17 protein-coding genes are annotated in these 22,839 nt (G+C 56.1%); 3 read left to right on the top strand and 14 right to left on the bottom strand.

Annotated features, from left to right (window positions below):
- Positions 1-76 precede the first annotated feature (76 nt).
- The 6 genes from PT279_RS08375 to PT279_RS08350 form a co-directional block, all read right to left on the bottom strand.
- Positions 77-1,618 carry a glutamate synthase subunit beta gene (locus PT279_RS08375; protein ID WP_277166968.1) on the bottom strand — a complete coding sequence of 514 codons (1,542 nt, stop codon included), beginning with the start codon at positions 1,616-1,618 and terminating at the stop codon, positions 77-79.
- Positions 1,618-6,204 (bottom strand): glutamate synthase large subunit, encoded by a 4,587-nt coding sequence (gltB, locus tag PT279_RS08370; RefSeq protein ID WP_277167069.1) that lies wholly within the window; start codon positions 6,202-6,204, stop codon positions 1,618-1,620. The genes PT279_RS08375 and gltB overlap by 1 nt, the downstream gene beginning before the upstream one ends.
- A gap of 209 nt (positions 6,205-6,413) precedes the next feature.
- A complete protein-coding gene (hemW, locus tag PT279_RS08365; protein ID WP_277166967.1) occupies positions 6,414-7,739 on the bottom strand; it encodes a radical SAM family heme chaperone HemW in 1,326 nt (441 codons plus the stop codon).
- Between the two features lie 95 nt (positions 7,740-7,834).
- Positions 7,835-9,115, bottom strand: coding sequence for an ABC transporter permease (locus tag PT279_RS08360; protein ID WP_277166966.1), 1,281 nt, complete (start codon positions 9,113-9,115; stop codon positions 7,835-7,837).
- Positions 9,102-10,319, bottom strand: coding sequence for an ABC transporter permease (locus PT279_RS08355; RefSeq protein ID WP_277166965.1), 1,218 nt, complete (start codon positions 10,317-10,319; stop codon positions 9,102-9,104). Before PT279_RS08355 ends, PT279_RS08360 begins: the two co-directional genes overlap by 14 nt.
- Before the next feature lie 9 nt (positions 10,320-10,328).
- On the bottom strand, positions 10,329-11,300 hold the full coding sequence (locus PT279_RS08350; protein ID WP_277166964.1) for an ABC transporter ATP-binding protein: 972 nt from the start codon (positions 11,298-11,300) through the stop codon (positions 10,329-10,331).
- A 267-nt stretch (positions 11,301-11,567) separates the two neighbouring features.
- On the opposite strand from PT279_RS08350, the gene PT279_RS09290 reads away from it, so the two are divergent.
- A complete protein-coding gene (locus tag PT279_RS09290) occupies positions 11,568-12,860 on the top strand; it encodes a histidine kinase (protein ID WP_277166962.1) in 1,293 nt (430 codons plus the stop codon).
- Complete coding sequence (locus tag PT279_RS08340) at positions 12,857-13,603, top strand: response regulator transcription factor (RefSeq protein WP_277166961.1); 747 nt, start codon at positions 12,857-12,859, stop codon at positions 13,601-13,603. The genes PT279_RS09290 and PT279_RS08340 overlap by 4 nt, the downstream gene beginning before the upstream one ends.
- 216 nt (positions 13,604-13,819) lie before the next feature.
- Here PT279_RS08340 and PT279_RS08335 read toward each other — a convergent pair whose 3' ends face one another.
- Complete coding sequence (locus PT279_RS08335; RefSeq protein WP_277166960.1) at positions 13,820-14,500, bottom strand: nitroreductase family protein; 681 nt, start codon at positions 14,498-14,500, stop codon at positions 13,820-13,822.
- 9 nt (positions 14,501-14,509) lie between these two features.
- Positions 14,510-16,402 (bottom strand): translation elongation factor 4, encoded by a 1,893-nt coding sequence (lepA, locus tag PT279_RS08330; RefSeq protein WP_277166959.1) that lies wholly within the window; start codon positions 16,400-16,402, stop codon positions 14,510-14,512.
- 258 nt (positions 16,403-16,660) lie between these two features.
- Between lepA and rpsT the strand changes: the two genes are divergently transcribed.
- The gene (gene rpsT, locus PT279_RS08325; RefSeq protein WP_277157284.1) at positions 16,661-16,921 is read left to right on the top strand and encodes a 30S ribosomal protein S20; all 261 of its coding nucleotides are present in this window, start codon (positions 16,661-16,663) and stop codon (positions 16,919-16,921) included.
- Positions 16,922-17,050: 129 nt separating this feature from the next.
- On the opposite strand, the gene PT279_RS08320 is transcribed toward rpsT, so the two are convergent.
- The 6 genes from PT279_RS08320 to PT279_RS08295 form a co-directional block, all read right to left on the bottom strand.
- Positions 17,051-17,863, bottom strand: a complete 813-nt coding sequence (locus tag PT279_RS08320) for a CPBP family intramembrane glutamic endopeptidase (protein WP_277166957.1) — start codon at positions 17,861-17,863, stop codon at positions 17,051-17,053.
- On the bottom strand, positions 17,820-18,248 hold the full coding sequence (locus PT279_RS08315; protein ID WP_277166956.1) for a hypothetical protein: 429 nt from the start codon (positions 18,246-18,248) through the stop codon (positions 17,820-17,822). The genes PT279_RS08320 and PT279_RS08315 overlap by 44 nt, the downstream gene beginning before the upstream one ends.
- A 168-nt stretch (positions 18,249-18,416) precedes the next feature.
- Entirely contained in the window at positions 18,417-19,673 is a 1,257-nt protein-coding gene (locus PT279_RS08310) for an ABC transporter ATP-binding protein (RefSeq protein WP_277166955.1), read from the bottom strand.
- On the bottom strand, positions 19,646-20,314 hold the full coding sequence (locus tag PT279_RS08305; RefSeq protein WP_277166954.1) for a hypothetical protein: 669 nt from the start codon (positions 20,312-20,314) through the stop codon (positions 19,646-19,648). The genes PT279_RS08310 and PT279_RS08305 overlap by 28 nt, the downstream gene beginning before the upstream one ends.
- A 338-nt stretch (positions 20,315-20,652) precedes the next feature.
- Positions 20,653-21,366: a TRIC cation channel family protein gene (locus tag PT279_RS08300; RefSeq protein ID WP_277166952.1), complete on the bottom strand. Its 714-nt coding sequence runs from the start codon at positions 21,364-21,366 to the stop codon at positions 20,653-20,655.
- A 272-nt stretch (positions 21,367-21,638) separates the two neighbouring features.
- Positions 21,639-22,766, bottom strand: a complete 1,128-nt coding sequence (locus tag PT279_RS08295) for a branched-chain amino acid aminotransferase (RefSeq protein ID WP_277166951.1) — start codon at positions 22,764-22,766, stop codon at positions 21,639-21,641.
- Positions 22,767-22,839: the final 73 nt, after the last annotated feature.

Below are 22,839 nucleotides of genomic sequence, written 5' to 3'. Positions count from 1 at the left end.
ATTTCTTTCCTGGTCCGATTTTAGTCCAAACCCTGCCAAGCGGTTTGGACCGGGACTTCTTGGGCCCATGGGAGTTTCAGATCTTCGGAAGCGCCATCGGCTTTTGGGTGGAAACGATCGGGGCCGGCAATTCGGTCGTACCGTTGAGGAAGCGGTCGACGGCGGAAGCACAACTGCGACCTTCGGCTATCGCCCAGACCACAAGGCTTTGGCCGCGACCGGCATCGCCGCATACGAAGACGCCGTCCTGGCTGGTCTCGAATTGCTTGTTGCGAGCCACATTGCCGCGTTGATCAAGTTCTACCGGCAACTGATCAAGCAGGGTCTCGGTATTGGGATGGAGGAAACCGGTTGAGATCAGAACCAAATCGGCGTCGATAATTCGTTCGGTTCCGGGAACACGCCCACGTTTGCCGTCCGGAGTGTTTCCGACATCGATGACCTTGACACCGGTGACGTGGCCGGATTCGTCGGCTACAAAACCGCTTGCCAAACCGGTGTCGTCCAGCGTCACACGCTCGGTTGCCGCAACTTCCTCAACCCCGGTGAAGCCGACGGTATCCGTGTTGTATTCGTAGGTGCCGCCTTCCTCCATCGAGGTGGTCGGCTGGTAGAGACGCGCGTAGGTCGGCCATGGCTGGCTGTCTGGGCGGACGCTTGGCTCTTTGGGATTGATCTGCAGGACGGTGATGCTCGTGGCACCCTGGCGGATGGCGGTTCCCAGGCAGTCCGAGCCGGTGTCGCCGCCACCGATGATGACGACTTTTTTGCCGTTGGCATCGATGTTGTTGATTGGCACCTTGCCTTCACAGCGACGGTTGGCATCCGGCAGGAAGTCCATGGCGAAGTGGATGCCGTCAAGTTCGCGGCCAGGCACGTTCACATCGCGGGGCACGCCGGAACCAATGGCGACGACCACGGCGTCATAACGCGAACGCAACTCGTCCCAGCTCACATCCTTGCCGATTTCCATATTGGTGCGGAAGACGGTGCCTTCGGCTCCCATCTGCTCGATGCGCCGGTCGATCAGGTGCTTGTCGAGTTTGAAGGACGGAATTCCGTAACGCATGAGGCCGCCGATTTCGTCGTCACGCTCATAGACGACGACGGTGTGGCCGGCTCGAGTCAGCTGCTGCGCGCAGGCGAGTCCTGCGGGGCCTGAGCCGACGATGGCGATGGTCATGTCGGTGAGGCGTTGCGGCGGCATCGGCTTGACATAATCGAGTTTCCAAGCTTGGTCGATAATGGTCTGTTCGTCTGCCTTGATCATCGTGGCAGGCTGATGAATACCCAAAACGCAAGCCTGCTCACAGGGTGCTGGGCAGATCAGGCCAGTGACTTCGGGGAAATTGTTAGTCATGGAAAGTCGCCGGTAGGCTTCTTCCCACTGGCCCTGACGGACCAGATCATTGAAGTCCGGGATGATGTTACCCAACGGGCAGCCCGTCATGCAGAACGGCGTACCACAGTCCATGCAGCGTGCGGCCTGTTCCTTGGTCCATGGCTGGAAGCCAGATTGGGCGTGCACATCTTTCCAATCGTGGATACGTTCAGCGACCGGACGGTCCTGCGCCTCGTGGCGGGTACGTACTTTCAGAAATCCTTTGGGGTCGCTCATCAGTCCACTCCTTCCATCACATGCTCGTAGACATCGTCCCAGGCTCCAGGGGCATTGAAATCGACATTATTGGCTCGAGCCTCGTCCATGGCCGCACTCATTGCGACGAACTGCTTGGGTACGACGTGGGTGAAGCGTGAACGCGCGACTTCCCAATCATCAAGTAGAGCTTGTGCGAAAGCGGAACCGGTTTCTTCGGCATGCTTCTTGACCATCTGACGGACGTGCTGAGACTCGGTGTCATCCAGCGCTTCGAAGAGCAGGGAATCAGACTTGACGGCTCCGGGATTGACTTTATTCATATCCAGATCGAGCACGTAGGCGTGGCCTCCAGAGAAACCGGCGCCGAAGTTGCGTCCGGTCGGGCCGAGCACCACGACGGTGCCTCCGGTCATGTATTCGCAGCCGTGGTCGCCCACGCCTTCCACGACGAACGTGGCTCCCCCGTTACGAACAGCAAAGCGTTCGCCCGCACGCCCGGCAACATACATCTCGCCGCTGGTGGCGCCGAAACCGGTCACGTTGCCGGCGATGACGTTGGTGTGCGGATCAAAGTTGAGTTGGCCGTCTTCCGGACGCACGATGATACGTCCGCCGGAGAGTCCCTTGGCCGCGTAATCATTGACCTCACCGTAGACGCGCAAAGTCTCGCCGCGCGGGATGAATGCGCCGATGGACTGGCCGCCGGAACCGCGCAGGGTCATATCGATGGTGTCGTCGGGCAGGCCTTGTGCACCGTAACGCTTGGTGATTTCGTAGCCGACCATCGTGCCGACGGTGCGGTTGACATTGCGGATCGGCACATCAAGACGAACCAGTTCACGGTTGTCAAGCGCGGGCTTGACCAATCCAATGAGCTCGTTGTCAAGCGCCTTGTCGAGCTCATGGTTCTGCGGAATGGTCTGATGCAAAATCGTGCCGGGTGTCGGACCAGATTGTGCGAGAACATTGGTCAGATCAACACCATTAGATTTCCAGCGCTCGACGGCTTCGTCCTGATCAAGGCATTCGACATGGCCGACGGCTTCTTCGATGCTATGGAAACCGAGTTGTGCCAACAGTTCACGCACCTCGCGGGCGATGAACATGAAGAAGTTCACCACATATTCGGGTTTGCCGGTGTAACGAGCGCGGAGCTCCGGATCCTGCGTGGCGATGCCCTGCGGGCAAGTGTTGAGATGGCAAGCGCGCATCATGACACAGCCTTCGGCCATCAACGCCGTGGTAGCGAAGCCGAATTCCTCAGCACCAAGCAACGCTGCGATGACCACATCGCGGCCAGTCTTGAGCTCACCGTCACACTGAACCACGACACGAGAGCGCAGACCATTTAGAATCAGCGTCTGCTGGGTCTCGGAAAGACCGATCTCCCAAGGGGTACCGGCATGTTTGATGGCGTTGAGCGGAGCCGCGCCTGTACCGCCATCGGAACCGGAAATCAGCACCACGTCGGCATGGCATTTGGCCACACCTGCCGCCACAGTGCCCACACCGAATTCGGAGACGAGTTTGACGTGAATTCGTGCCTTGGGGTTGGCCATCTTCGCATCGTAGATCAGCTGTTTCAGATCCTCGATGGAGTAGATGTCGTGGTGAGGCGGCGGAGAAATCAGTTCGACGCCAGGTGTGGCGTGGCGAACCGTGGCAATCCACGGCGGTACCTTGGCTCCGGGCAGATGGCCGCCTTCGCCAGGCTTGGCACCTTGCGCAAGTTTGATCTGCAGATCGGTGGCGTGGACGAGGTAATCGCTCGTGACACCGAAACGTGCAGAAGCAATCTGCTTGATACGACTGGAACGCATCGGGTCTGCGATGCGGTCGTCGGATTCTCCGCCCTCGCCGGAATTGGAACGCGCGCCTATGGAATTCATTGCAATGGCTAGCGTTTCATGCGCTTCCTGAGAAATGGAACCGTAGCTCATTGCACCGGTGGAAAACCGTTTGACGATCTCGCTTTCCGGTTCGACTTCCTCAATCGCGATCGGCTTACGGTTGCCGGTGAACTTCATCAGTCCACGCAGCGTCATCAGCCTATTGGATGTGTCGTTGACGTGCTGCGAATACCGCTTGAACAGACCATAATCGCCACGCTGGGTGGCCTGCTGAAGAAGGAACACGGATTCGGGATCGTTGAGATGGTCCTCGCCAGTTCTCCTCCACTTGTATTGCCCACCAATGCGCAACCTGCGGTGCGGGGTCGCCGTCCATTGGTTCGGATAAGCGACACGGTGGCGAACAGCGACTTCCTCAGCGATCTCATCGAGGCCGATACCTCCGACACGTGAGGTGGTGCCGGTGAAGTATTTATCGATGACGTCCTGATTGAGACCGACGGCCTCAAAGAGTTGGGCTCCGCGGTAGCTCATAATCGTCGAGACGCCCATCTTGCTCATAATCTTTAAAACCCCGACAGACAGAGCCTTGCGCAGGTTTTCGACACCGGTTTTGGCATCGACATCTAGGAATCCGCCTCGTGCCAAGTCCTCGACGGATTCAAAAGCAAGATACGGGTTCACACAGGCTGCACCATAGGCAATCAGCAAAGCGACATGGTGGATTTCGCGCACATCGCCCGCCTCGACGGCCATCGAGACTTGGGTGCGGGTATGGGTGCGCAGAAGATGATGCTGTACGGCGCTGGTCAGGAGCAGCGAAGGAATCGGTCCCCATGTATGGTTGGAATCGCGGTCGGAAAGCACAATGAAGTTCTTGCCTTCGGCTATGGCATGGTCGACCTCGTCGAAAATCTCATCAAGTCGAGCCTCAAGCGCTTTGCCGCCGCCAGCGACCTGATAGAGACCGTGAACGACAAACGGCTTATAGTAGCCGCCGAGCACCTTGGCGCGATCAAGGCGCTTCAGTTGGGCCATCTCATCGGAATCGATGACGGGGTTGGGAATGACGATCTTCTTGGCGGAAAGCTCCAAATCCTCAAGCAGGTTGGGTTCCGGACCGATCGCCGAGGCCAACGAGGTGACGATTTCCTCACGCTCCCAATCCAGCGGCGGGTTGGTGACCTGCGCGAACTTCTGGGTGAAGTAGTCGAAGAGCATACGGCTGTTCTTGGAAAGCACGGGCTGTGGCGTGTCATTGCCCATGGCGCCGATCGGTTCCTTGCCGGTATTAGCCATCGGACGCAACAGAATTTTCAGATCCTCTTGTGTGTAGCCAAACGCGCGTTGACGACGAACAACGGAAACGTTGGAATGACGAACATGCTCGCGTGCCGGCAAATCACTGAGGCTTACGGCATTGCCCTTGATCCACTCGCGATACGGATGCTGGGTGGCGAGCTGATGCTTGATCTCGGCATCAGGTATGAGGCGACCCTCTGCGGTGTCAATAAGGAACATCTTGCCCGGTTCGAGCCTGCCTTTGGTGACGATACGTTCCGGTTCGGTTTCCGGTAGCACTCCAGCCTCGCTGGCGAGCACGACATAGCCATCGTCGGTAATCTGCCAGCGTCCGGGACGGAAGCCGTTGCGGTCGAGCTGAGCACCGACCAGCGTGCCATCAGTGAAGATGATATCGGCGGGGCCATCCCAAGGCTCAATCAAAGAATTGTTGTATTCGTAGAAAGCCCGCACATCAGGATCGAGCGTGTCGTCCTTCTCCCAGGCCGGCGGCAACATCATCAGCACCGCATGTGGCAAGCTGCGCCCGGCCAGGTGTAGCAGTTCCAAACACTCGTCAAAGGTGCCGGAATCGGAATACCCCGGTGTGGCGATCGGCAGCAACGGCTCGAACTCCCCCAGCAGCTTGCTACTGAGCTTGCCTTCACGGGCGGAAAGCCAGTTGCGGTTGCCTTGGATAGTGTTAATCTCACCGTTGTGCGCAATGAGACGGAACGGCTGGGCCAGAGGCCAGCTCGGGAAGGTGTTGGTAGAGAAACGCGAGTGGACGATGGCGACAGTTGTCTTCATCTTCGGATCGTTGAGGTCCGGGAAGAAGTTGGTCAGCTGCATCGTAGTAAGCATGCCCTTGTAAGTAATCGTTCGAGCCGAAAGCGAAGCGAAATAGACACCGGATTCGTGTTCGGCACGTTTGCGCACACGGAACGCCTTGCGGTCAAGCTCCAGCCCACCCAACGAATCCTGATTATCCTGCTTAGGCGAAGCCATGACCAGCATCTCGAATGCCGGCATGGAGGCCAACGCCTGCAGCCCCAGTCCGTCTGGGTTTGTCGGAACCGTACGCCATGCGAGGACTTCCAGTCCTTCCTGCGCCACGATATCGGCAATCTGACGCTTCTGCTCGCTTGCGGCCGCCAAGTCGCGGTCAAGGAACGCAATGCCGGCAGCATAATGACCGGCACCGGGCAAATCAGCCTCGATAACGGAACGCATGAACTCATCGGGCATGGCCATCAGGATTCCGGCACCATCACCGGTGTTTTCCTCGGCGCCGACAGCCCCGCGATGGTTCAGGTTGACGAGCACTTCGATGGCATCGTCAACGATTTTGCGTTCCGCCCGTTTGTTCAAGGTGGTGACCATACCGACACCGCACGCGTCGTGTTCCGCCGCTGGGTCGTACATTCCCTGCGGGCGATGAATCGTCAAATCGAGTGGGGTTTTAAGCGTCACCACAATCACCTCTAGCTTCCGTGAACCGATGCCATCCGCGAGACCTTAATTGCATTACAAATACATACTCGGCCAAAGCGGCTTTCATAGAATATCGTCATGTCATGTCAGGAATGTGTCGCCGTCCACTTTGACGCAAAATCTTCCACATCGTGGACATCGCTTGTTGCGCTGACGAATAGTCAAAGAGGCATCCGTCTAATTATTCGCTACCAACCGCAGATATCAAGTACCTGTTCGATCACAGTGTCGTTGAGCAGACGTCCTCGCAAAGTCGGGACAATACGGTTGTCGTTGTGAATTTCTATCAAACCTGATTGCTCGATTGCTTGAAGTCTTGCTCGATTGACCGCACATCCGGACGCCTGTTCAATTCTCGAGATATCGAGCCCTTCGCGCAAACGCAATCCAAGCATCACCGTTTCCTCGAGATTTTCCTCGTGAGTGATGGCCTCGCTGCCTTCCCAAGGCACACTGACCGTATGCAACTCTTCGGCCCATTTGCGCGGATGCTTGATATCCCAAGCCCGCACACCGAACTGGTTGGCGTCGGATTGCATACTTTTTTCGGCGTCGAGTTCGGCTTGATTCCCAGATACATCATGTTCGATCTGAGGGGTGTCCGTCTTTCTGAATCCGTCTTCGCTCATATCGCGAGCGCCGAAAGCCGCATGTTCCTGCCACGCGCCAACGTTCGAGGTGCGATAGTGCGAGTGAGCTCCCGGCCCGATGCCTGCCCAATCGACGTTGCGCCAATAGCCCAGATTGTGACGACTCTCATAACCCGGCCGTGCCCAGTTGGAGATTTCGTACCATTCGAGACCGGCCTGTTTGAAAAGCTCGTCGGCAATCTCGTATTTGGTCGCTTCATCGTCATCGTCGGGTTTGGCGATGGTTCCGGCCTTGATCTGCCGTCCCATTTTCGTGATGGGTTCGACGGTCAACGCATACGCCGAGATATGATTCACCTCAAGTTCTATAGCGGTTTCGACGGACTTGCGCCAGTCGTCCATGCTTTCGCCGGGAGCCCCGTAAATAAGGTCGACGCTGGAACGCAATCCTACCTCGTTCGCCGCTTTCACTCCTGCGGTCACATTGGCTGGAGTATGCGTGCGGTCAAGCGTTTTCAACACATGCGGCACAGCCGACTGCATACCAAAGGAGATACGAGTAAAGCCAGCTGCTGCCAACGTTTCCAGATACCGTTCGTCTACCGTGTCGGGATTAGCTTCGGTTGTGATTTCCGCACTGTTCTCTATACCCCACGTTTCCTTGACCGCTTGCAACATTCGTCCAAGGTCTTGTGCTGGAAGCAGTGTCGGTGTCCCTCCCCCGAAAAACACCGTTGAAACTGCCGGTTCATTGATTCCGTGCCGTTCCTGCCACTCCTTGACCAGGCTCATCTCGTCGATGGCAAGGTTCGCGTAGTTACCGCGTGACGCACCCCCGCCCATATCGACGGCCGTGTAGGTGTTGAAATCGCAGTACCCACAGCGCCTATAACAGAACGGCACATGAATGTAAACCTCGAACATAGCCTTCTACCCTAGCGGCAACCCCTTCCAGACATGGGTCGAGAAGGGGCTTATTGAGTCGCTGCCGGATTTATCGGCATTTAACCAACCTTATTTCAAGTACGGCTTCTCTCTTTAAGTCGCTTCGGAGAACCGAGGACGAGGCCGACGCATACGAGAGCAATGGCGAAGAGCGCGACCATTCCGGTAGAGGTTGCCCAGCCGCCAAGACTTGATGTACCGCCCGCATACGTTCCCAAGCCCATGGCCCGATCGATGGCATCAAGGTACCAGCGTCCGCACAGCAATTTGCCGATGAGAGCCACAGGACCGGTCATCACCGAGGAACCGAACGACCAAGCGCCGGAGGTAAACGCGATGGCAAGGCCCACCACATTGGCCATGCCGTTGGCGGCACTTGGGGAGATGGCCAGACGGCCAAGTACGAAACCGATCGAGATGCCGAAGAACACATAAATGGCCATTGAACACGTCGCCAGCAGGACCGGACGCAACGCCAACCCTGCAAGCGAGCCGGTCATGATGCCTGTCACCGCCAGCGAGAGGAACAGATAATAGATAGTCACCAACACTCCGATGCCCGCACAGGCCACCAACAGGCCGAGACCGGTGGCACGTGGGTGCTCCGGGGACACTTCCATGCGACGACGGGTCGATTCCACGGAGAAGGCGCCGATCACCATAGCGATGACCACGATCATGGACGTGACAATCGGATACGAACCCAGCGAAAGCGAGCGGCCGAACACCAACGTCGCCGAAGCATTGCCTGAGGTGCGGTGCGTAGAGACAACGGAAACATGCGAGTCTGATTTGACCGAATGGCCCGCCCTCACAACCTCACGGACGGCGCTATGCATAACGGCAGATCCGTCAACCCGAGAAGTCGCGTCTTGTACAACATTTCCAGCAAGGTACGCAGTACGCAGGTTCGAAAGGAACGTCGAAACCTTCGTCTCCGAGAGATCTTGGGTGTCCTGGCCTTTGAGAATCACCCTGAGCTGTTTCGGAGCATGGCCGGCAGAAGCAGCATCCACGAAATCGCGCATATAGCCTTTCGGCACCACGTAGATGGCGTCCGCAGAATCAGTGGCCATGGCGTCCTGCATTGCGCGGCGGTTGTCATCGACATGCACGACAGTGTTGGTCTGGCCCAAGTAGTTTTGCAGCCCGGCCGCGATGCCGCCGGCTCCGCTGTCCCTGTCAATGACCGCAACTCTCGACGCAGATGGTGAATATTCCGGCGTCGAGCCATGCGTGTCGGAAACACTTTGGAACAGTATGGCCGTCATAGCCAGGCTGAGCGCCACAAGATAGAACAGTATATAGGTTCGATGCCGTTTCGCCACGGTAAGCGCGGCTTTACAGATGTTCATAACGTTGCCTCCTCAGCATCGCCACGACGATCAGCACGAAGACGACCGTGGTGGCGGCCATGACGGCCAGGCCGGTGAAGAATGGATGATAATTGTCGTAATACAGTAAGTCGTAGAACAGATCGCTCACCTGCCGGGCGGGGTTGAGTCGAGCGAGGATGGGCGCCTTGCGCTGCAGGGCGTCCCCCAGCGCCATCGCACCGGTGCCATAGAGCCCGGTGAACATCGACAGGAAGCAGGTGAGCACGACGTTGAGCGAAAGCTTGGCACGTGTCGTCAGTTTCGGCAAGGCGCCGATGACGAGGCCCAGGGCGCTGGCCATTAGGGTCGAGGCCGCCACCGCGAGCACCGCCGCCGGTTCACGCCCAGCCACGCCCACGCCGATGACGTAGCGCATCGCGAAGAAGGCGACCAGCATGCAGACAAACGAGATGACCCACGAAGCCAGAAGCGTGGCGACCGTCTGCCGAATCTTCGGCAGGGGCGAGACGCTCGCGCGGATTCCCAAGGCCGTGAGATTGGCTTGGGTAAGCGTGATGAGGTTGATGGATATGGTCGCGCCGAGCAGGCAGGCCATGCCGAGCATCGCGAAATAGTAGCGCGCGAAACGGTGCGGCTTGATGGTCGTGACGCTGGTTTGCTTCATGAACCCGTCCGAAGAGCCGATGCTCGACCTAACTTGCGGATTTGTCATGGCGGCTTGGTTCTTCGCCGCGACGGCACTGACCACTTGCCCCGTCTCATTGTATTGCTGCAACGCGTAATCCAGCGCGGTCACCGACATCGAAACGGCCTGGTCGCCGGAATTCACCGTCGTGTCCGCGAGCGCCATACGCAGCGCTCCCGAATCGTCCACATAGAGATAGCCTTTGGCCTTGCCGTCGGCCACCATGCGTTTCGCCTCCGTGACCCCGGAAGCTTGCTTGATGCTGATGAGCTTCTGGTCGTTGTTCTTGATTGTCTTGCCATCCGCATCCCGCTCACCCGCGAGCGCCTTGACCACCTGCGCGGCCCCACTTGCCGCATTCCAGTTGGAGTCCTCGGCCACGGCCATGGACTGCGGGTCGACGCGGATCATATCGTTGATGTCGCTGAACATGAGCTGGAGCATCGCCAGCATGATCAGAGGGAAGGCGAACACCCAGAAAACGATGCTGGGATTGCGCACCCCCGCCTTAAGGAATGCCTTGAAAGTCGTCAACATGCCGCGCCCCTAGTCCCTCAACGCCTTGCCGGTCATCTCAAGGAACACGTCGTTCAGGGTCGGCGGGTTCGAGGAGACGTGGCCGATGTTGGCGCCGGAATGCTCCAGGAGGTCCAACACATCGACCAGGTTGCGCTCGCCGGCCTTGCAGCGCACGGTCAGCGTCGTACCGTCGTAATCGACGTCGACGATCGTCGGCAGCCCGCGCAGATCAGCCAGCGCGGCATCGGCCAGATCGAGCGTCTCGATGACGATGCGGTCGCCGGTGGAGACCATCGCCTTGAGCTCAGGCACCGTGCCTTCCGCGACGTGGCGACCGTGGTCCATGATGAGTATCTGGTCGCAGATCTGCTCGACCTCCTCCATGTAATGGCTCGTGTAGACCACGGTGGCGCCGGCGCGGTTAAGACGCTCAATACCCTCCAAAATGGCGTTGCGGCTCTGCGGGTCGACGGCCACGGTCGGTTCGTCGAAGAAGATGAGGTCGGGCTTGTGCGCGATGCCGCACGCGATGTTGAGGCGGCGCTTCAACCCTCCGGACAGATTCTTCGGCCGGTATGTGCGGAAATCGTCGAGTCCGACCAGCGCGATGGCTTCGTCGACCAGGGGCTTGCGCTCGTCCTCCTTTGGCACGTAGAGCGAGCAGAAATAGTCGATGTTCTCCTCTACCGTCAGCTCCTCAAGCACCGCGACGTCCTGCGGCACCAAGCCGATCCGAGCCTTGAGCGCGTAGGCACTTGGCGTCATCGGTTCGCCGAAAATCCTGATATCGCCAGAATCATACGTCAGAAGCGAAAGAATGCAATTGATCAATGTGGTCTTGCCGCTGCCGTTCGGGCCGAGCAGGCCGAATATCCTGCCTTGCGGCACGTCGAGGTCAAAGTCGTCAAGCACCAGATGGTCGCCGTATCGCTTGACCAGATGGCTGATCTTGACCGCAGGAACGTTGTCGGTTCCGCTCGGGTCTTGTTTCGCGTTCATAGATGAACCTTCCTATCTATTGCGAACGTTGTGTATGTTGATGGTTCCATTGTGACGCGGGAAATCGGGCAGGTGATGGTGAGTGTCGTCATTTTCTTGCCATATCACTAATTACATTTGTCATCATTTTTTTCATTGCAGTTTTTGCAGCGCACCATACGTGACATCGGAAACCATTGAAACAATATGGCTGACAACAATAAAGCATGATTGGCGTCGACACAGAACCCAGTTTTCTGCACGGAGACCGGGTGATACGCTCGAATCGTGAACAGACGGTATCTTGAGGACGCGGCCAGAGCTGCATTGCTGCTTTGCTGCGCCCTGCTTGAAGCGGCGAGACAGCATGGTTCGTTCGACGTCACCGCCATCGCAGCCTTGCTTGCCGCTATCTGCTGTTCGACACTGAGCCCATGGCTGCACAACGACGAACGCAACTTTGGTGGCAATACACTCGATTTCGCGCCGATTCCTCTGCTGCTGTTCTGCATACCATCATTGTTATTTCCTGAATTTCTTGCGTTCATGCCATTGGTCGCATTCGAATCGATGCCCATTGCGACCGGCGAATCTGAAAAGACTTGGCATAAGTTGATGCGATGGTGCTGGATCCTTCCGCTGGTATGTTCATATTGGATTTACTGTCATAACGGGCTTCTGCCGGTCAGCAACAACAATCGCCCGGCAATCCATCCCGTATTGGACACCGCCATAGTAATCCTCCTTTCATGTCTTACGGCTCTTTTGGGATATGTTTTCTTCGTTTCGGATTCCGAACATCATGCTTTGCTGTCCCTCCAAGACACCATCAGAACGACCCGCCGCCGCAACGCGATGCAAATCGATTCGTTGCGCGAGCAACAGGAGGAATCGACCCGAGTGGCGACCCTGCGCGAACGCACGCGCATCGCCCGCGAGATTCACGACAATGTCGGCCATCTGCTCACCCGTGCCCTGATGCAGACGCAGGCGGCCAGCGCTGTGGCCAGCGCAACCGGCGACGACACCGCAACCAAACAACTCGCCGGAATCAACACAAGCCTCAACGAAGCAATGACCATGGTGCGACGTTCGGTCCATGACCTTGAAGACGACGGCACAGATTTCGAAGCGCAGATTGCAGACGCTGTACATGTCATGGATAGTGCAAGGCCAGATTTTTCTGTTACGTTGGATTGCGATATCGAAGATACCCCGGCTCCGGTGGCCCGTTGCCTGACCGCCGTCATCCGTGAGGCGTTGACAAACATAATACGTCATTCGGATTCGACCAATGCTTCGGTTTCACTGTACGATTATCCCGCGTTCTGGCAGCTCGCCGTGTTCAACAAGGCAGAAAACCAACCAATTTCCGAATCCACCAATGAAACGAATCCAGACCTTCGCGGCATGGGGCTGGCGGACATTGAACAACGTGTCCACGCGCTGGACGGCACCTCGCTTTGCGGCCCGTATCGCAACGGCTGGCGCGTGTTCGTCTCGCTGCCGAAAGCTCCATGGGTGAAAGCGGACACAAGTTCGAAAACGAATACCAACACGAAGAAAAAGGAAACGGTATGAAAACGGCAATTGTCGATGACGATCCCATTGTCTGTTCGTCGCTGATCACGATTCTTGAGGCCACGAATGCGACCGAGGTTCTGTGGACGGCAAACGATGGCGAGACAGCGGTAACGAAATATTTCGCCGATCCTGCAAACCGACCGGATGTGCTGCTTATCGACATCCAAATGCCGGGCGTCGACGGCTTGGAAGCCGCACGCCGAATCCTCGCCAAAGACAAGGCCGCTCGTATCCTGTTCCTCACCACCTTCGACGACAAGGAATACATCGATCAGGCCATTGCCCTGGGAGCCAAGGGCTACCTCATCAAGCAGGATGCAGCTTCCGTCGGCCCAGCGCTTCAGGCGGTGATGGCAGGTCAGGTCGTTCTCGGTGCACAGGTGCTCGGCAAACTCTCCTCCCCACCCTCTTCCCCAACCAGTAGAAAAGACATCAGTAGCAACGCCAGGACGAACGCATCAGCCACAGCAGGCGAACGAGACACCCGTATGGCCGCCTCATCGTACGCATCTTTGGAAGGCACCATCAAAGTGTCCGATTCCGCATTTTCAACATTAAGCGCCCGCGAGCGCGACATCGTCGCTTTGGTCGCCCAAGGCCTCGATAACCACGACATCGCCGCCCAGCTCTACCTGAGCGAAGGCACCGTCCGCAACCGCATCACCGACATCCTAGACAAGCTGTCTCTGTCCAACCGCACCCAACTGGCCATAGCCTGGCTCAACGCCGATCAACATTGATTTTCATCGACCTTGAAATTAATTCCGACTAACCGGTTGGATTAATGTACATTTCTAAAGCAAATATGGTTGGATAAGTGTACAACCATTCGAAAAGTACGGTTGGATTTATCCTACTTTTCGTCCAAAAGGCGGTTGGATTCATCCCCCATTTCACTCAAAATCGGGTTGTATTCATCCGTAAACAGTTGGAATATCATGAGAAATAAGTAGCGTTTACGCCCAAACGAAATCGGCGTCGGAGCCGGCACCAATTTCGAAATGATATTTGGCAATTCCTAGGTCGGTGCGGGTGCAAGGACCCAGGCCGGCTTTGGCTTCGACGGTGCGACCATCGGGTTGAAGGGTAAAAACAAATTTTTGCTGGTTCAGGGACGTGGGTGCGAGCAATGAAGCCTCGACTCCATTGCGAAACCATTCTGGAGTCTCTATACCTTTTTGCACGCGCGCGACCTTGTCGTAACGCTTGGAACGATGCTGATGGCCGTGATTGGTGCCGTAACCCATGACGATGGCAAATCTCGGGCGCTCGCCGCGTTCCAGGACGACGTGTTTGGAAAGATGCCTGCCGAACTGCCGCACCCAGCCGGTATCCAGACCAAGCTGGGTTGCCCGCAGCAGAACGTGGGCACCGTAATAGCCGCAACGTTCCTCCCAGTCCGGCGTTTTATCAGCCACGATGGCGACGAGATTACGGGCACCTTTGTAGATACCGTAATCGGTAAGGAAACCTTCGAACGCAGCAGGATCATTGAGCTTGAGCTGCATGCTCAGATTGCCTTCGCGATTGCACTGGTCGATGGTCTTCTGAAGCTCGTCGGCGATATCCTGCGGAATCGGCTTGTCCGTATAGCGTCTGACAGCATGCCGTACCCGAATTGCTTCGCTCAGTTCCATTATGAAGCCTTACTTCACCGCTTTTTCGGCGGCACGAATCTTGTTTTTGGTGTCGATGTCCATGGACTTATTGGGACCGGCCTCGCCTGTCGACAAGGCGGCGACAAACGCCTCCTGCGGAACCTCGACGTGGCCGAGCATCTTCATGCGCTTCTTGCCGGCCTTCTGCTTCTCGAGCAGCTTGCGCTTACGGGTGATGTCGCCGCCATAGCACTTGGCGAGCACGTCCTTGCGCAGGGCGCGGATGTTCTCGCGAGCGATGATGCGCGAGCCGATGGCCGCCTGGATCGGGATCTCGAACTGCTGGCGCGGGATGAGCTTCGAGAGTTTCTTGGTCATCATCACGCCATAGCTATAGGACTTGTCGCGGTGGACGATGGCGCTGAACGCGTCGACCTTCTCCCCCTGGATGAGGATGTCGACCTTCACTAGGTCGGCCGACTGCTCGCCGTCCTCGTGGTAGTCAAGCGAGGCGTAGCCCTTCGTGCGGCTCTTGAGCTGGTCGAAGAAGTTGAACACGATTTCGGCCAGCGGGATTCGATAGTGCATCTCCACGCGCTCCGCGCTCAGGTATTCCATCGTGCCCATCTCGCCGCGATGGTCCTGGCACAGGTCCATCACCGCGCCGATGAACTCCTTGGGGGTGATGATGTCGGCCGCCACCATCGGCTCGACGATCTGCTTGATCTTGCCGTCGGGGAACTCGCTCGGGTTGTTGACCTCATGCACCGTGCCATCCTCGGTAGTGACCTTGTAGGTCACGTTCGGGGCGGTGGAAATGAGGTCGAGTCCGAATTCACGGCTCAGACGTTCTACAACAATCTCCATGTGCAACAGACCAAGGAAACCACAACGGAAGCCGAAGCCCAACGCCACCGACGTCTCCGGTTCGTAAGTCAGTGCGGCGTCGTTGAGTTTGAGTTTGTCGAGCGCGTCGCGCAGATCGGGGAACTGGGCGTTATCGATCGGAAAAATGCCGGCGTAGACCATCGGATGCGGGTCGCGGTAACCAGGCAGCGGCTCGCTGGCCGGACGCACGGCCGAGGTGACAGTGTCGCCGACCTTGGACTGGCTGACGTCTTTCGCGCCGGTGATGATGTAACCGACCTCGCCGGCTCCAAGCGCTTTGGTCGGTGTCATATCGGGGCTGATCACACCGATTTCGATGGGTTCGTGCGTCATGCCGATGCCCATCATGTGCACTTTTTCACGACTTTTGAGCTCACCGTCGACCATACGAATATAAGTGACGATACCACGATAGGTGTCGTAGACGGAATCGAAAATCAGCGCACGCGCTGGAGCCTTCGGGTCTCCATGCGGCGCTGGAATCTCCAGAACAATCTGGTCGAGCAAATCCTTGATGCCTTCGCCGGTCTTGCCGGAAACGCGCAGTACATCGGAAGGCTTGCAGCCCAGCAGATTTGCAATCTCTTCGGCGTGTTTGTCCGGTTCGGCGCTGGGCAGGTCAATCTTGTTCAAAACCGGAATGATAGTCAGGTCATCTTCGATGGCCATATACAGATTGGAAAGCGTCTGAGCCTCAATGCCCTGCGTGGCATCGACCAGCAGCACCGCGCCTTCGCATGCCGCCAAGGCTCGTGAAACCTCATAGGTGAAATCGACGTGGCCCGGGGTGTCGATCATGCCGAGCGTGTATTCCTGCCCGTCGAAGGTCCACGGCACGCGCACAGCCTGCGATTTGATGGTGATACCACGTTCCTGCTCGATGTCCATGCGGTCTAGGAACCGGTCGTGCATCTCACGTTGCGGCACGATGCCGGAAAGCTGAAGGATGCGGTCAGCCACCGTGGACTTGCCGTGGTCGATATGCGCGATGATACAGAAATTGCGAATCAGCGATTGATCGGTGAATCCCGGTTTGTTCTTCGCCTCAGTCACTGATGCCACTCCTTATACACAAACATTTCTTAGCGGGATCTCTCTGATTCCGTTTTCCTATACTAAGCCTTATTCTATCGGCCGCGGTGGGCAAAGGCTTTTCAGTGAAATCGTCGGAGGAACGGACGCCACAGCACAAAACGATTGAGTGACGACGATGCATATAACGTCATTTCGTAAAATAAACGCAAAATATCGGCATAAGGTGTTATTCTAAAGTCTTGTATGTCCTTATAGAAAACGTTGTTTGGAGAAATTGTGGCAAACATTAAGTCGCAGAAGAAGCGCGTGCTGACCAATGAAAAGGCGCACAAGCGCAACGTGTCCGTGAAGTCCAGCCTGAAGACTGCGATTCGCAAGACCCGTGAAGCCATCGAGTCCGGAGACAAGGCAGCCGCTGAGGCAGCTTACCAGATCGCCGGCCAGAAGCTCGACAAGGCCGCCAGCGCGGGCGTGGTTCATAAGAACCAGGCCGCCAACCGCAAGTCGAATCTCGCAGTCGCCATCAACAAGATGTGAGCTTTTCGCTTTAGGCATCGACCATAGGGCCAGTAAAGACTCCTTCGGTTTCCGGGATTTCAATATCCTTTGGGAACCGGAGGAGTTTTGTTATTTGCACCGTCGACTCCGCCACATCGGAACCGAGGCTCAGAAAGAAATCCTGGTCAGCGCGAAGAAGAGGAACGCCGCCAAGGTGAAGATGAACAGCGGTGAGCGCCAGCCACGGTAGGTGTGCTTGGGGCTACGGTTGCGGCGGTACCAAGCCATGATCTTGTCCTTGTTCACCACCACCAACACGATGGCGACGACGAAGAAGACACCATCAAACGTCCACTGCGCCACGGTCTGCGTGGGCTTGGCAAGCATGCCGAACAGCCTGCCGACTCCTTCGCAAATCACGAGATTGTAGAAGATATGCACGCTCATCGACCATGCGACAGAATACTCGCTGGCCATCCAACCGAGCACCAAGCCCAGCAGTACGGCATTGAATCCTTGGCTGATGTCGCCATGGATGAAGCCGAACAGCAACGCTGAAGTTACGATGGCGAAAATCCTGCCATAGTGTTCCAGATTCGGCATCACGATGCCACGCATCAGCAGCTCCTCGGTCACAGGCCCGACGAAACCCAACGAAAGCAGACCGAAGATCGAGCTGCTCACCATCTGGTCGATCTCGTCGCCATTGCTATGTTGCGACCATCCCAACAGATCTAGCGCGCCTTGGAAACCTTGGGCGAACAGGTCACCGACCGCCGAGAAAGCCAGCATCACAATAAGCAAGCAGAGCCACATCCGCCAGTTCATCGGTTTTCGGGATGAGAGGCGTATCGTGAAACGGATTGACCTTGAGCCTTGCGATTTGTCGATATAGAGCTTCCGACACGCCAGCAGCACGACAAGGATGGCGATCGGCTCACTGACGGTGCCGACCACGGCGTCTGTCTTCTTCTCCGGCATATGGCCAATCATGGCGAAAACAACACCAATCACCTGCAATACGAGCCACAGCACTATGAAAGCCCCAGATGATTGCGGCCTGGTGCCCCACAGCCTTTCTTCGTATCTGTTCAGACGTGTGTTGCTCATCTTGAGCAGATGAATTTGCTTTTGTTGAATCACCAGACGAACCTGAGTTAATCAAGCGTTCAGGGTCATCGGGCACGTTCGTAATCGTGACAGTATTTTCAGGGGCTACTTCCGAATCCTGCGGTTGCTTGCTTTCCAATAACATGGAATGTTTGTTAGCCGCATATTCATTTTCACCGGCAGCATTATTGCCGTCCTCCGACAACGTGGTCGAAGTGGCGACATCACGAGTAATTCTCTTTTCATCTTCTTGCATGATTACCTCCTCCATCTTTGAATGCGATTTTCGAATGCTAGCACAAAATCAACGCCCGCCCACACGACGAAAAGCACGTTTTCAGACCATTTTTCGCGACTTTTGTCGTTCGCATGGAATTCGAATATCTGGAATTCCAGCCAATGCGATGACAGAATCTGCGAACAATCAAGGGCTACAACGAGAAGTACCTTCGATATTCTCCGGACGCAGCATCGATGCGGGATCCTCGTGCCGCTGACTGACCACTTGGGCCTCATATAAACTGCGGTAATACGTGCAATCGGACAATAATGTCTCGTGATCGCCCTCTCCGACTATATCGCCGTCACGCAGGACGACTATATGACTGGCGTGGGTGATGGTGGTGAAACGATGGGCGATGAGGATGGTGGTGCGCCGCGACCCTTCCTCCGTGCTATCCGCCCGATCCAGTGAGTCGAAGAAGTGCTTCTCGGAAAGGGTGTCCACGGATGCGGTCGGCTCATCCATAATAAGCAATGACGGCCGCCTGAACAAAGCTCGGGCCAGGGCGACGCGCTGCCATTGCCCGATGGAAAGTTGGTAACCGCCTTCGAAGTGCCTTCCCAATACAGTATCCAGCCCCTCGGGCAGCGACTGCCCCAGACCCTTCATCCCTACCAGATCAAGCGCATGTTCAATGGCATCATCATCGTCGATTCCACCCGGATCGCCAAATCCCACATTCTCACGTAAGGGCCGCTCGTATCGTATATAATCCTGGAAAATCGCGGAACACCTCTCGTACAATGACGCACGGGAATACTCACTGATATCCCTGCCGTTAATGAGAATCGACCCGGAAGTGGGCTCATAGACACGTAAAATCAGTTTTGCGATCGTTGATTTACCTGCACCATTGAGTCCGACAAGAGCCGAACATTGACCGGCGGGAAGATCAAAAGAGACACCATGAAGAATTTCTTTGCCATCGGTGGAACCAGGATAGGCAAATCTGACGTTTCGGAAAGAAACGGTCACGGGCGTTCCATCATCGAGTTTCTTGCCGCCGGAGCGAATCACAGCCGGCTCGGTGTCCATGAGATGAACCCAATTGCCGGCGTAAAGCAGACTCTGATAAATGCTGGAGACCGAAACCAAAATGTATAATACCGATTGCCCGAATGACCCTGTCGCACTGATATAACCGGCCAGCTGCCCGACATCGCCTGTATGCATAGCCTGAATCGCGCCCACGGCGACCGCCGCGATATTGGCCAGAGTCGTAAGAATCCCCAAGCCAAGCGCAATCCACAGATAGGTACGTGACATAGCGAGATCCTGTTTGAGAAAACCACCGATAAGCGTCTTATAACGCCCTGACAACAAACCACCCAGACCAAACAGATGGACTTCCTTGGCTGCATTATCCGAAGTCAGAATCGAACGATAATAGTCCGACAAGCGTTTTCCCCTGCCCGCTGGTAATCGATATTGTACTGTTTGGAACTGGCCATCAATGTGCCGATGGTACCTAGAATAGGCGCCAGCAGAAGGAAAAAGGCCACCCATTTGTTCCATGAAACCAGTAAAGAGAATACGGATACAATAGTGAGGAACGACTGCAGAAAATCACGTGCACTATCAAATATATTGAAAATATGTCCGCCGGTATCTCCTCCGGCCCGCTGTATGCGATCGAAGGTCTCCGCATCCTCAAACTGCTGCGTTTCGAGCGTAGTGAGCTTATCGACGATACTGCAATTAGCACAGTAGGATAGTTTTTCTCGAATTGAATCGGATAGATATTTAATGACATTCTCGGCAACGAACATTGACAGTAGGACCACAGCGAAAAGTACCGCCGAATCGACAACCTTCGGGAGCAAACCTGTACCCACGGAATTCACGATCTGCGTTGTGGCCAAAATCTGTAGGGGCGACAGCAGGGCCCGCACCACAGTAAGAATGAGGAGGACAATGACGGATATCGGTGCCACTGCCATCAATAGCCGTGATGACTTCCGCAATGTCGTCAGAGACGAGATGCGAGAACGCCCCTTTGTTGAAGGCTTATCATCCCTCGTACTATCGCCAATCGACATGTTGCTCCCTTCAAGTCGATTCATTACTTAAAAAACGAACAAATCCAATGAGTTAACTCCCTCAGACGTCGAATGAGCCAACTCGGCTGAATCAGATAAAACAGCCATTCAACCTTTATTAGTCACCATAGAAATGTGACTAATAACACTATAGATGATAATTTTCTTTTTCCCGAACACTGGTAATAATTAGGCGTGTCCAGTTGTCCGATGACTCGGAGCATCGTTGGTGTTGGCCGTCAGACAACTAACTGCAGACAAGCCAAGGCCATGATGCACGCCGCAGGACTTTAGCGTTTCGTTACAGATTCTTCAAGAGACAATTATTTGTACAGCATTCACCTATTATCGGTTTTCTCGTCTTCGTCGTTTTTGACAGGCAATGGCAGGTAGGTGTGGTGCCGTCTGATGGCGCCGGGGACCTTCCAATCGAAGCGTACGGACAGCACACGCAGAATGACGACGAAAGCGACGATGGCGATATCGAACGTCACTTCAAGACTGAACGGGATATGCCCGCCCTGATAGGCGCGCGTAACGAAGACCGTAAGGACGCTGCCGATCAACGCCGGAACCGCGTACCAGTGGCTGTCGCGAATGACCGACGGGACATCGTTGATGAGGATATCTCGAATGAGGCCTCCACCGATGGCCGTAATCAGGCCCATGAACACCGCCGTCATGCCCGATGTGTGGTAAATCAATGCTTTTTGCGTACCGTTGACCGCGTAGAGGCCGAGCGCCAGCGCGTCGAGAGCGACCATGATCCATTTGAGCCTGTCGACTTCGGGATAAATGATGGCCACCGTCACGCTGGCAAGCAGCGAGGTGATGATAAGCCCCTTGTCTGAAACGCCGACAGGCGGGAATATACCGAGCAGCACGTCACGGATGATGCCGCCGCCGAGGCCGGTGAGCCAGACGGTCATCAATATGGCAATGAAATCGTATTTTTTCTTGACCGCGCAGAGTCCGCCCAAAAGGCCACAGCAGAAGGTCGCGATATATTCGATGGCCCAGAAAAAGACGTTACTTTCCAGCGCCAACTGCATACCGCACATCCTTCGTTAAGTTGTATAAAGGCCAATAGCAAAGTATACCAAACGACGGCCAAAACCTGACCATGAACCGCCAAATGTTTTGCAATACCTAAAATTCTGTATCACATCGATACAGCACAGCGACTATCACTGTGTCTTCACTGTTTTCATTCAGATAAATATCGTCAGAAACACATAGCAAAACGGCCTGCAGCATCTCCAGAAGTTCAGGAAACACCACAGGCCGTTTGAAAACTAAAAGTCAGTTAAGCGAAAACCTTCGCTCAGCAGACCTTCCACATCCAGTCGTGCGGATCTTCGATCTCGCCCATCTGGATGCCAAGCAGTTCGTCGCGCAGCTTGATGGTCAGGTCGCCGGACTTGCCGCCGTTGACCGCGACGTCGAACTTCTCCGACTTGAAGCGGCCGATTGGCGTGATGATCGCTGCGGTGCCGCAGGCGAATACCTCGGTGACCTCGCCGGACTTGATGTCTTCGAGCAGGTCGTCAAGCTTGATCATGGTCTCGACCACATCGTGACCCTTGTCCTGAGCCAGCTGGATGAGCGAACGACGGGTGACACCAGGCAGAATGTTGCCGGTCAGCGACGGAGTCTCAAGGTGGCCGTCCTTGTGGACGGTGAACATGTTCATGCCGCCGAGTTCCTCAAGGTAGGTCTTGGTGGCCGCGTCGACGAAGCAGACCTGCTCGCAGCCGTGGTCGGCACCGCGGTATTCGCCCAAAAGCGATGCCGCGTAATTGCCGCCGCACTTGGCGAAGCCGGTGCCGCCAGGGCCGGTACGGAACCACTTGTCTTCCACCCAGATGCTCACCGGCTTGACGCCGCCCGGGAAGTACGGGCCGGAAGGCGAGGCGATAACGCAATAGTCGACGGTCTCAGGTGCACGCACGCCAAGGAACGCCTCGGAGGCGAACATGAACGGACGCATGTACAGCGTGTATTCGCGGCGGGTCGGCACCCAGTCGACATCGCGCTTGACCAGCGCAGCGACGGAACCCAGGAAATCATCTTTGGAAAGCTCGGGCAAATACAGACGCTTGGCGGAATTGGCGAAACGCTCGGCATTGGCATCCGGACGGAACAGCCAAGTGCTGCCGTCGGCGTGACGATAGGCCTTGAGGCCTTCGAAGCACTCCTGTGCGTAATGCAGGACGGAGGCACCGGGGCTCATGGCCAGAGGGCCGTAAGGCTCGACTTGACGATCTCCCCAGCCACTGTCCTTGTGCCAGACCATGTGGGTCATATTGTCACTGAAGAGCTGGCCAAAAGCCGGCTTGTCAATCAGCTTCGCGCGTTCGGCGTCGGAGGCAGGATGCGGGTTGTCGAGGACCTTGAACGGTTCAGCGAGTTTCGACAACTCCGCGGGATCATGATGGGATTGCTCAGTCATTTGCACTTCTTCTTTACTTCAGCCGTCGTGGCGGCCGGAATTATGGTTTACCATACGCTTGTGGCGCTTGGTT

This window comes from Bifidobacterium sp. ESL0784 (assembly GCF_029433295.1).
In the GTDB taxonomy this organism is placed as follows: Bacteria; Actinomycetota; Actinomycetes; order Actinomycetales; family Bifidobacteriaceae; genus Bifidobacterium.
The sequence above is the reverse complement of the archived record's forward strand: the minus strand, read 5'-3'. Positions and strand labels throughout refer to the sequence as shown.

Coding starts and splice junctions, on each gene's coding strand:
- PT279_RS08350 (WP_277166964.1), bottom strand. CDS start 11,300: ATGAACGCGAAACAAGACCCGAGCGGAACCGACAACGTTCCTGCGGTC.
- PT279_RS08320 (WP_277166957.1), bottom strand. CDS start 17,863: ATGCCGGAGAAGAAGACAGACGCCGTGGTCGGCACCGTCAGTGAGCCG.
- PT279_RS08335 (WP_277166960.1), bottom strand. CDS start 14,500: ATGGAACTGAGCGAAGCAATTCGGGTACGGCATGCTGTCAGACGCTAT.
- PT279_RS08295 (WP_277166951.1), bottom strand. CDS start 22,766: ATGACTGAGCAATCCCATCATGATCCCGCGGAGTTGTCGAAACTCGCT.
- PT279_RS08360 (WP_277166966.1), bottom strand. CDS start 9,115: ATGAACATCTGTAAAGCCGCGCTTACCGTGGCGAAACGGCATCGAACC.
- hemW (WP_277166967.1), bottom strand. CDS start 7,739: ATGTTCGAGGTTTACATTCATGTGCCGTTCTGTTATAGGCGCTGTGGG.
- PT279_RS08305 (WP_277166954.1), bottom strand. CDS start 20,314: ATGTCGATTGGCGATAGTACGAGGGATGATAAGCCTTCAACAAAGGGG.
- PT279_RS08300 (WP_277166952.1), bottom strand. CDS start 21,366: ATGCAGTTGGCGCTGGAAAGTAACGTCTTTTTCTGGGCCATCGAATAT.
- PT279_RS08315 (WP_277166956.1), bottom strand. CDS start 18,248: ATGCAAGAAGATGAAAAGAGAATTACTCGTGATGTCGCCACTTCGACC.
- PT279_RS08375 (WP_277166968.1), bottom strand. CDS start 1,618: ATGAGCGACCCCAAAGGATTTCTGAAAGTACGTACCCGCCACGAGGCG.
- PT279_RS08340 (WP_277166961.1), top strand. CDS start 12,857: ATGAAAACGGCAATTGTCGATGACGATCCCATTGTCTGTTCGTCGCTG.
- PT279_RS08355 (WP_277166965.1), bottom strand. CDS start 10,319: ATGTTGACGACTTTCAAGGCATTCCTTAAGGCGGGGGTGCGCAATCCC.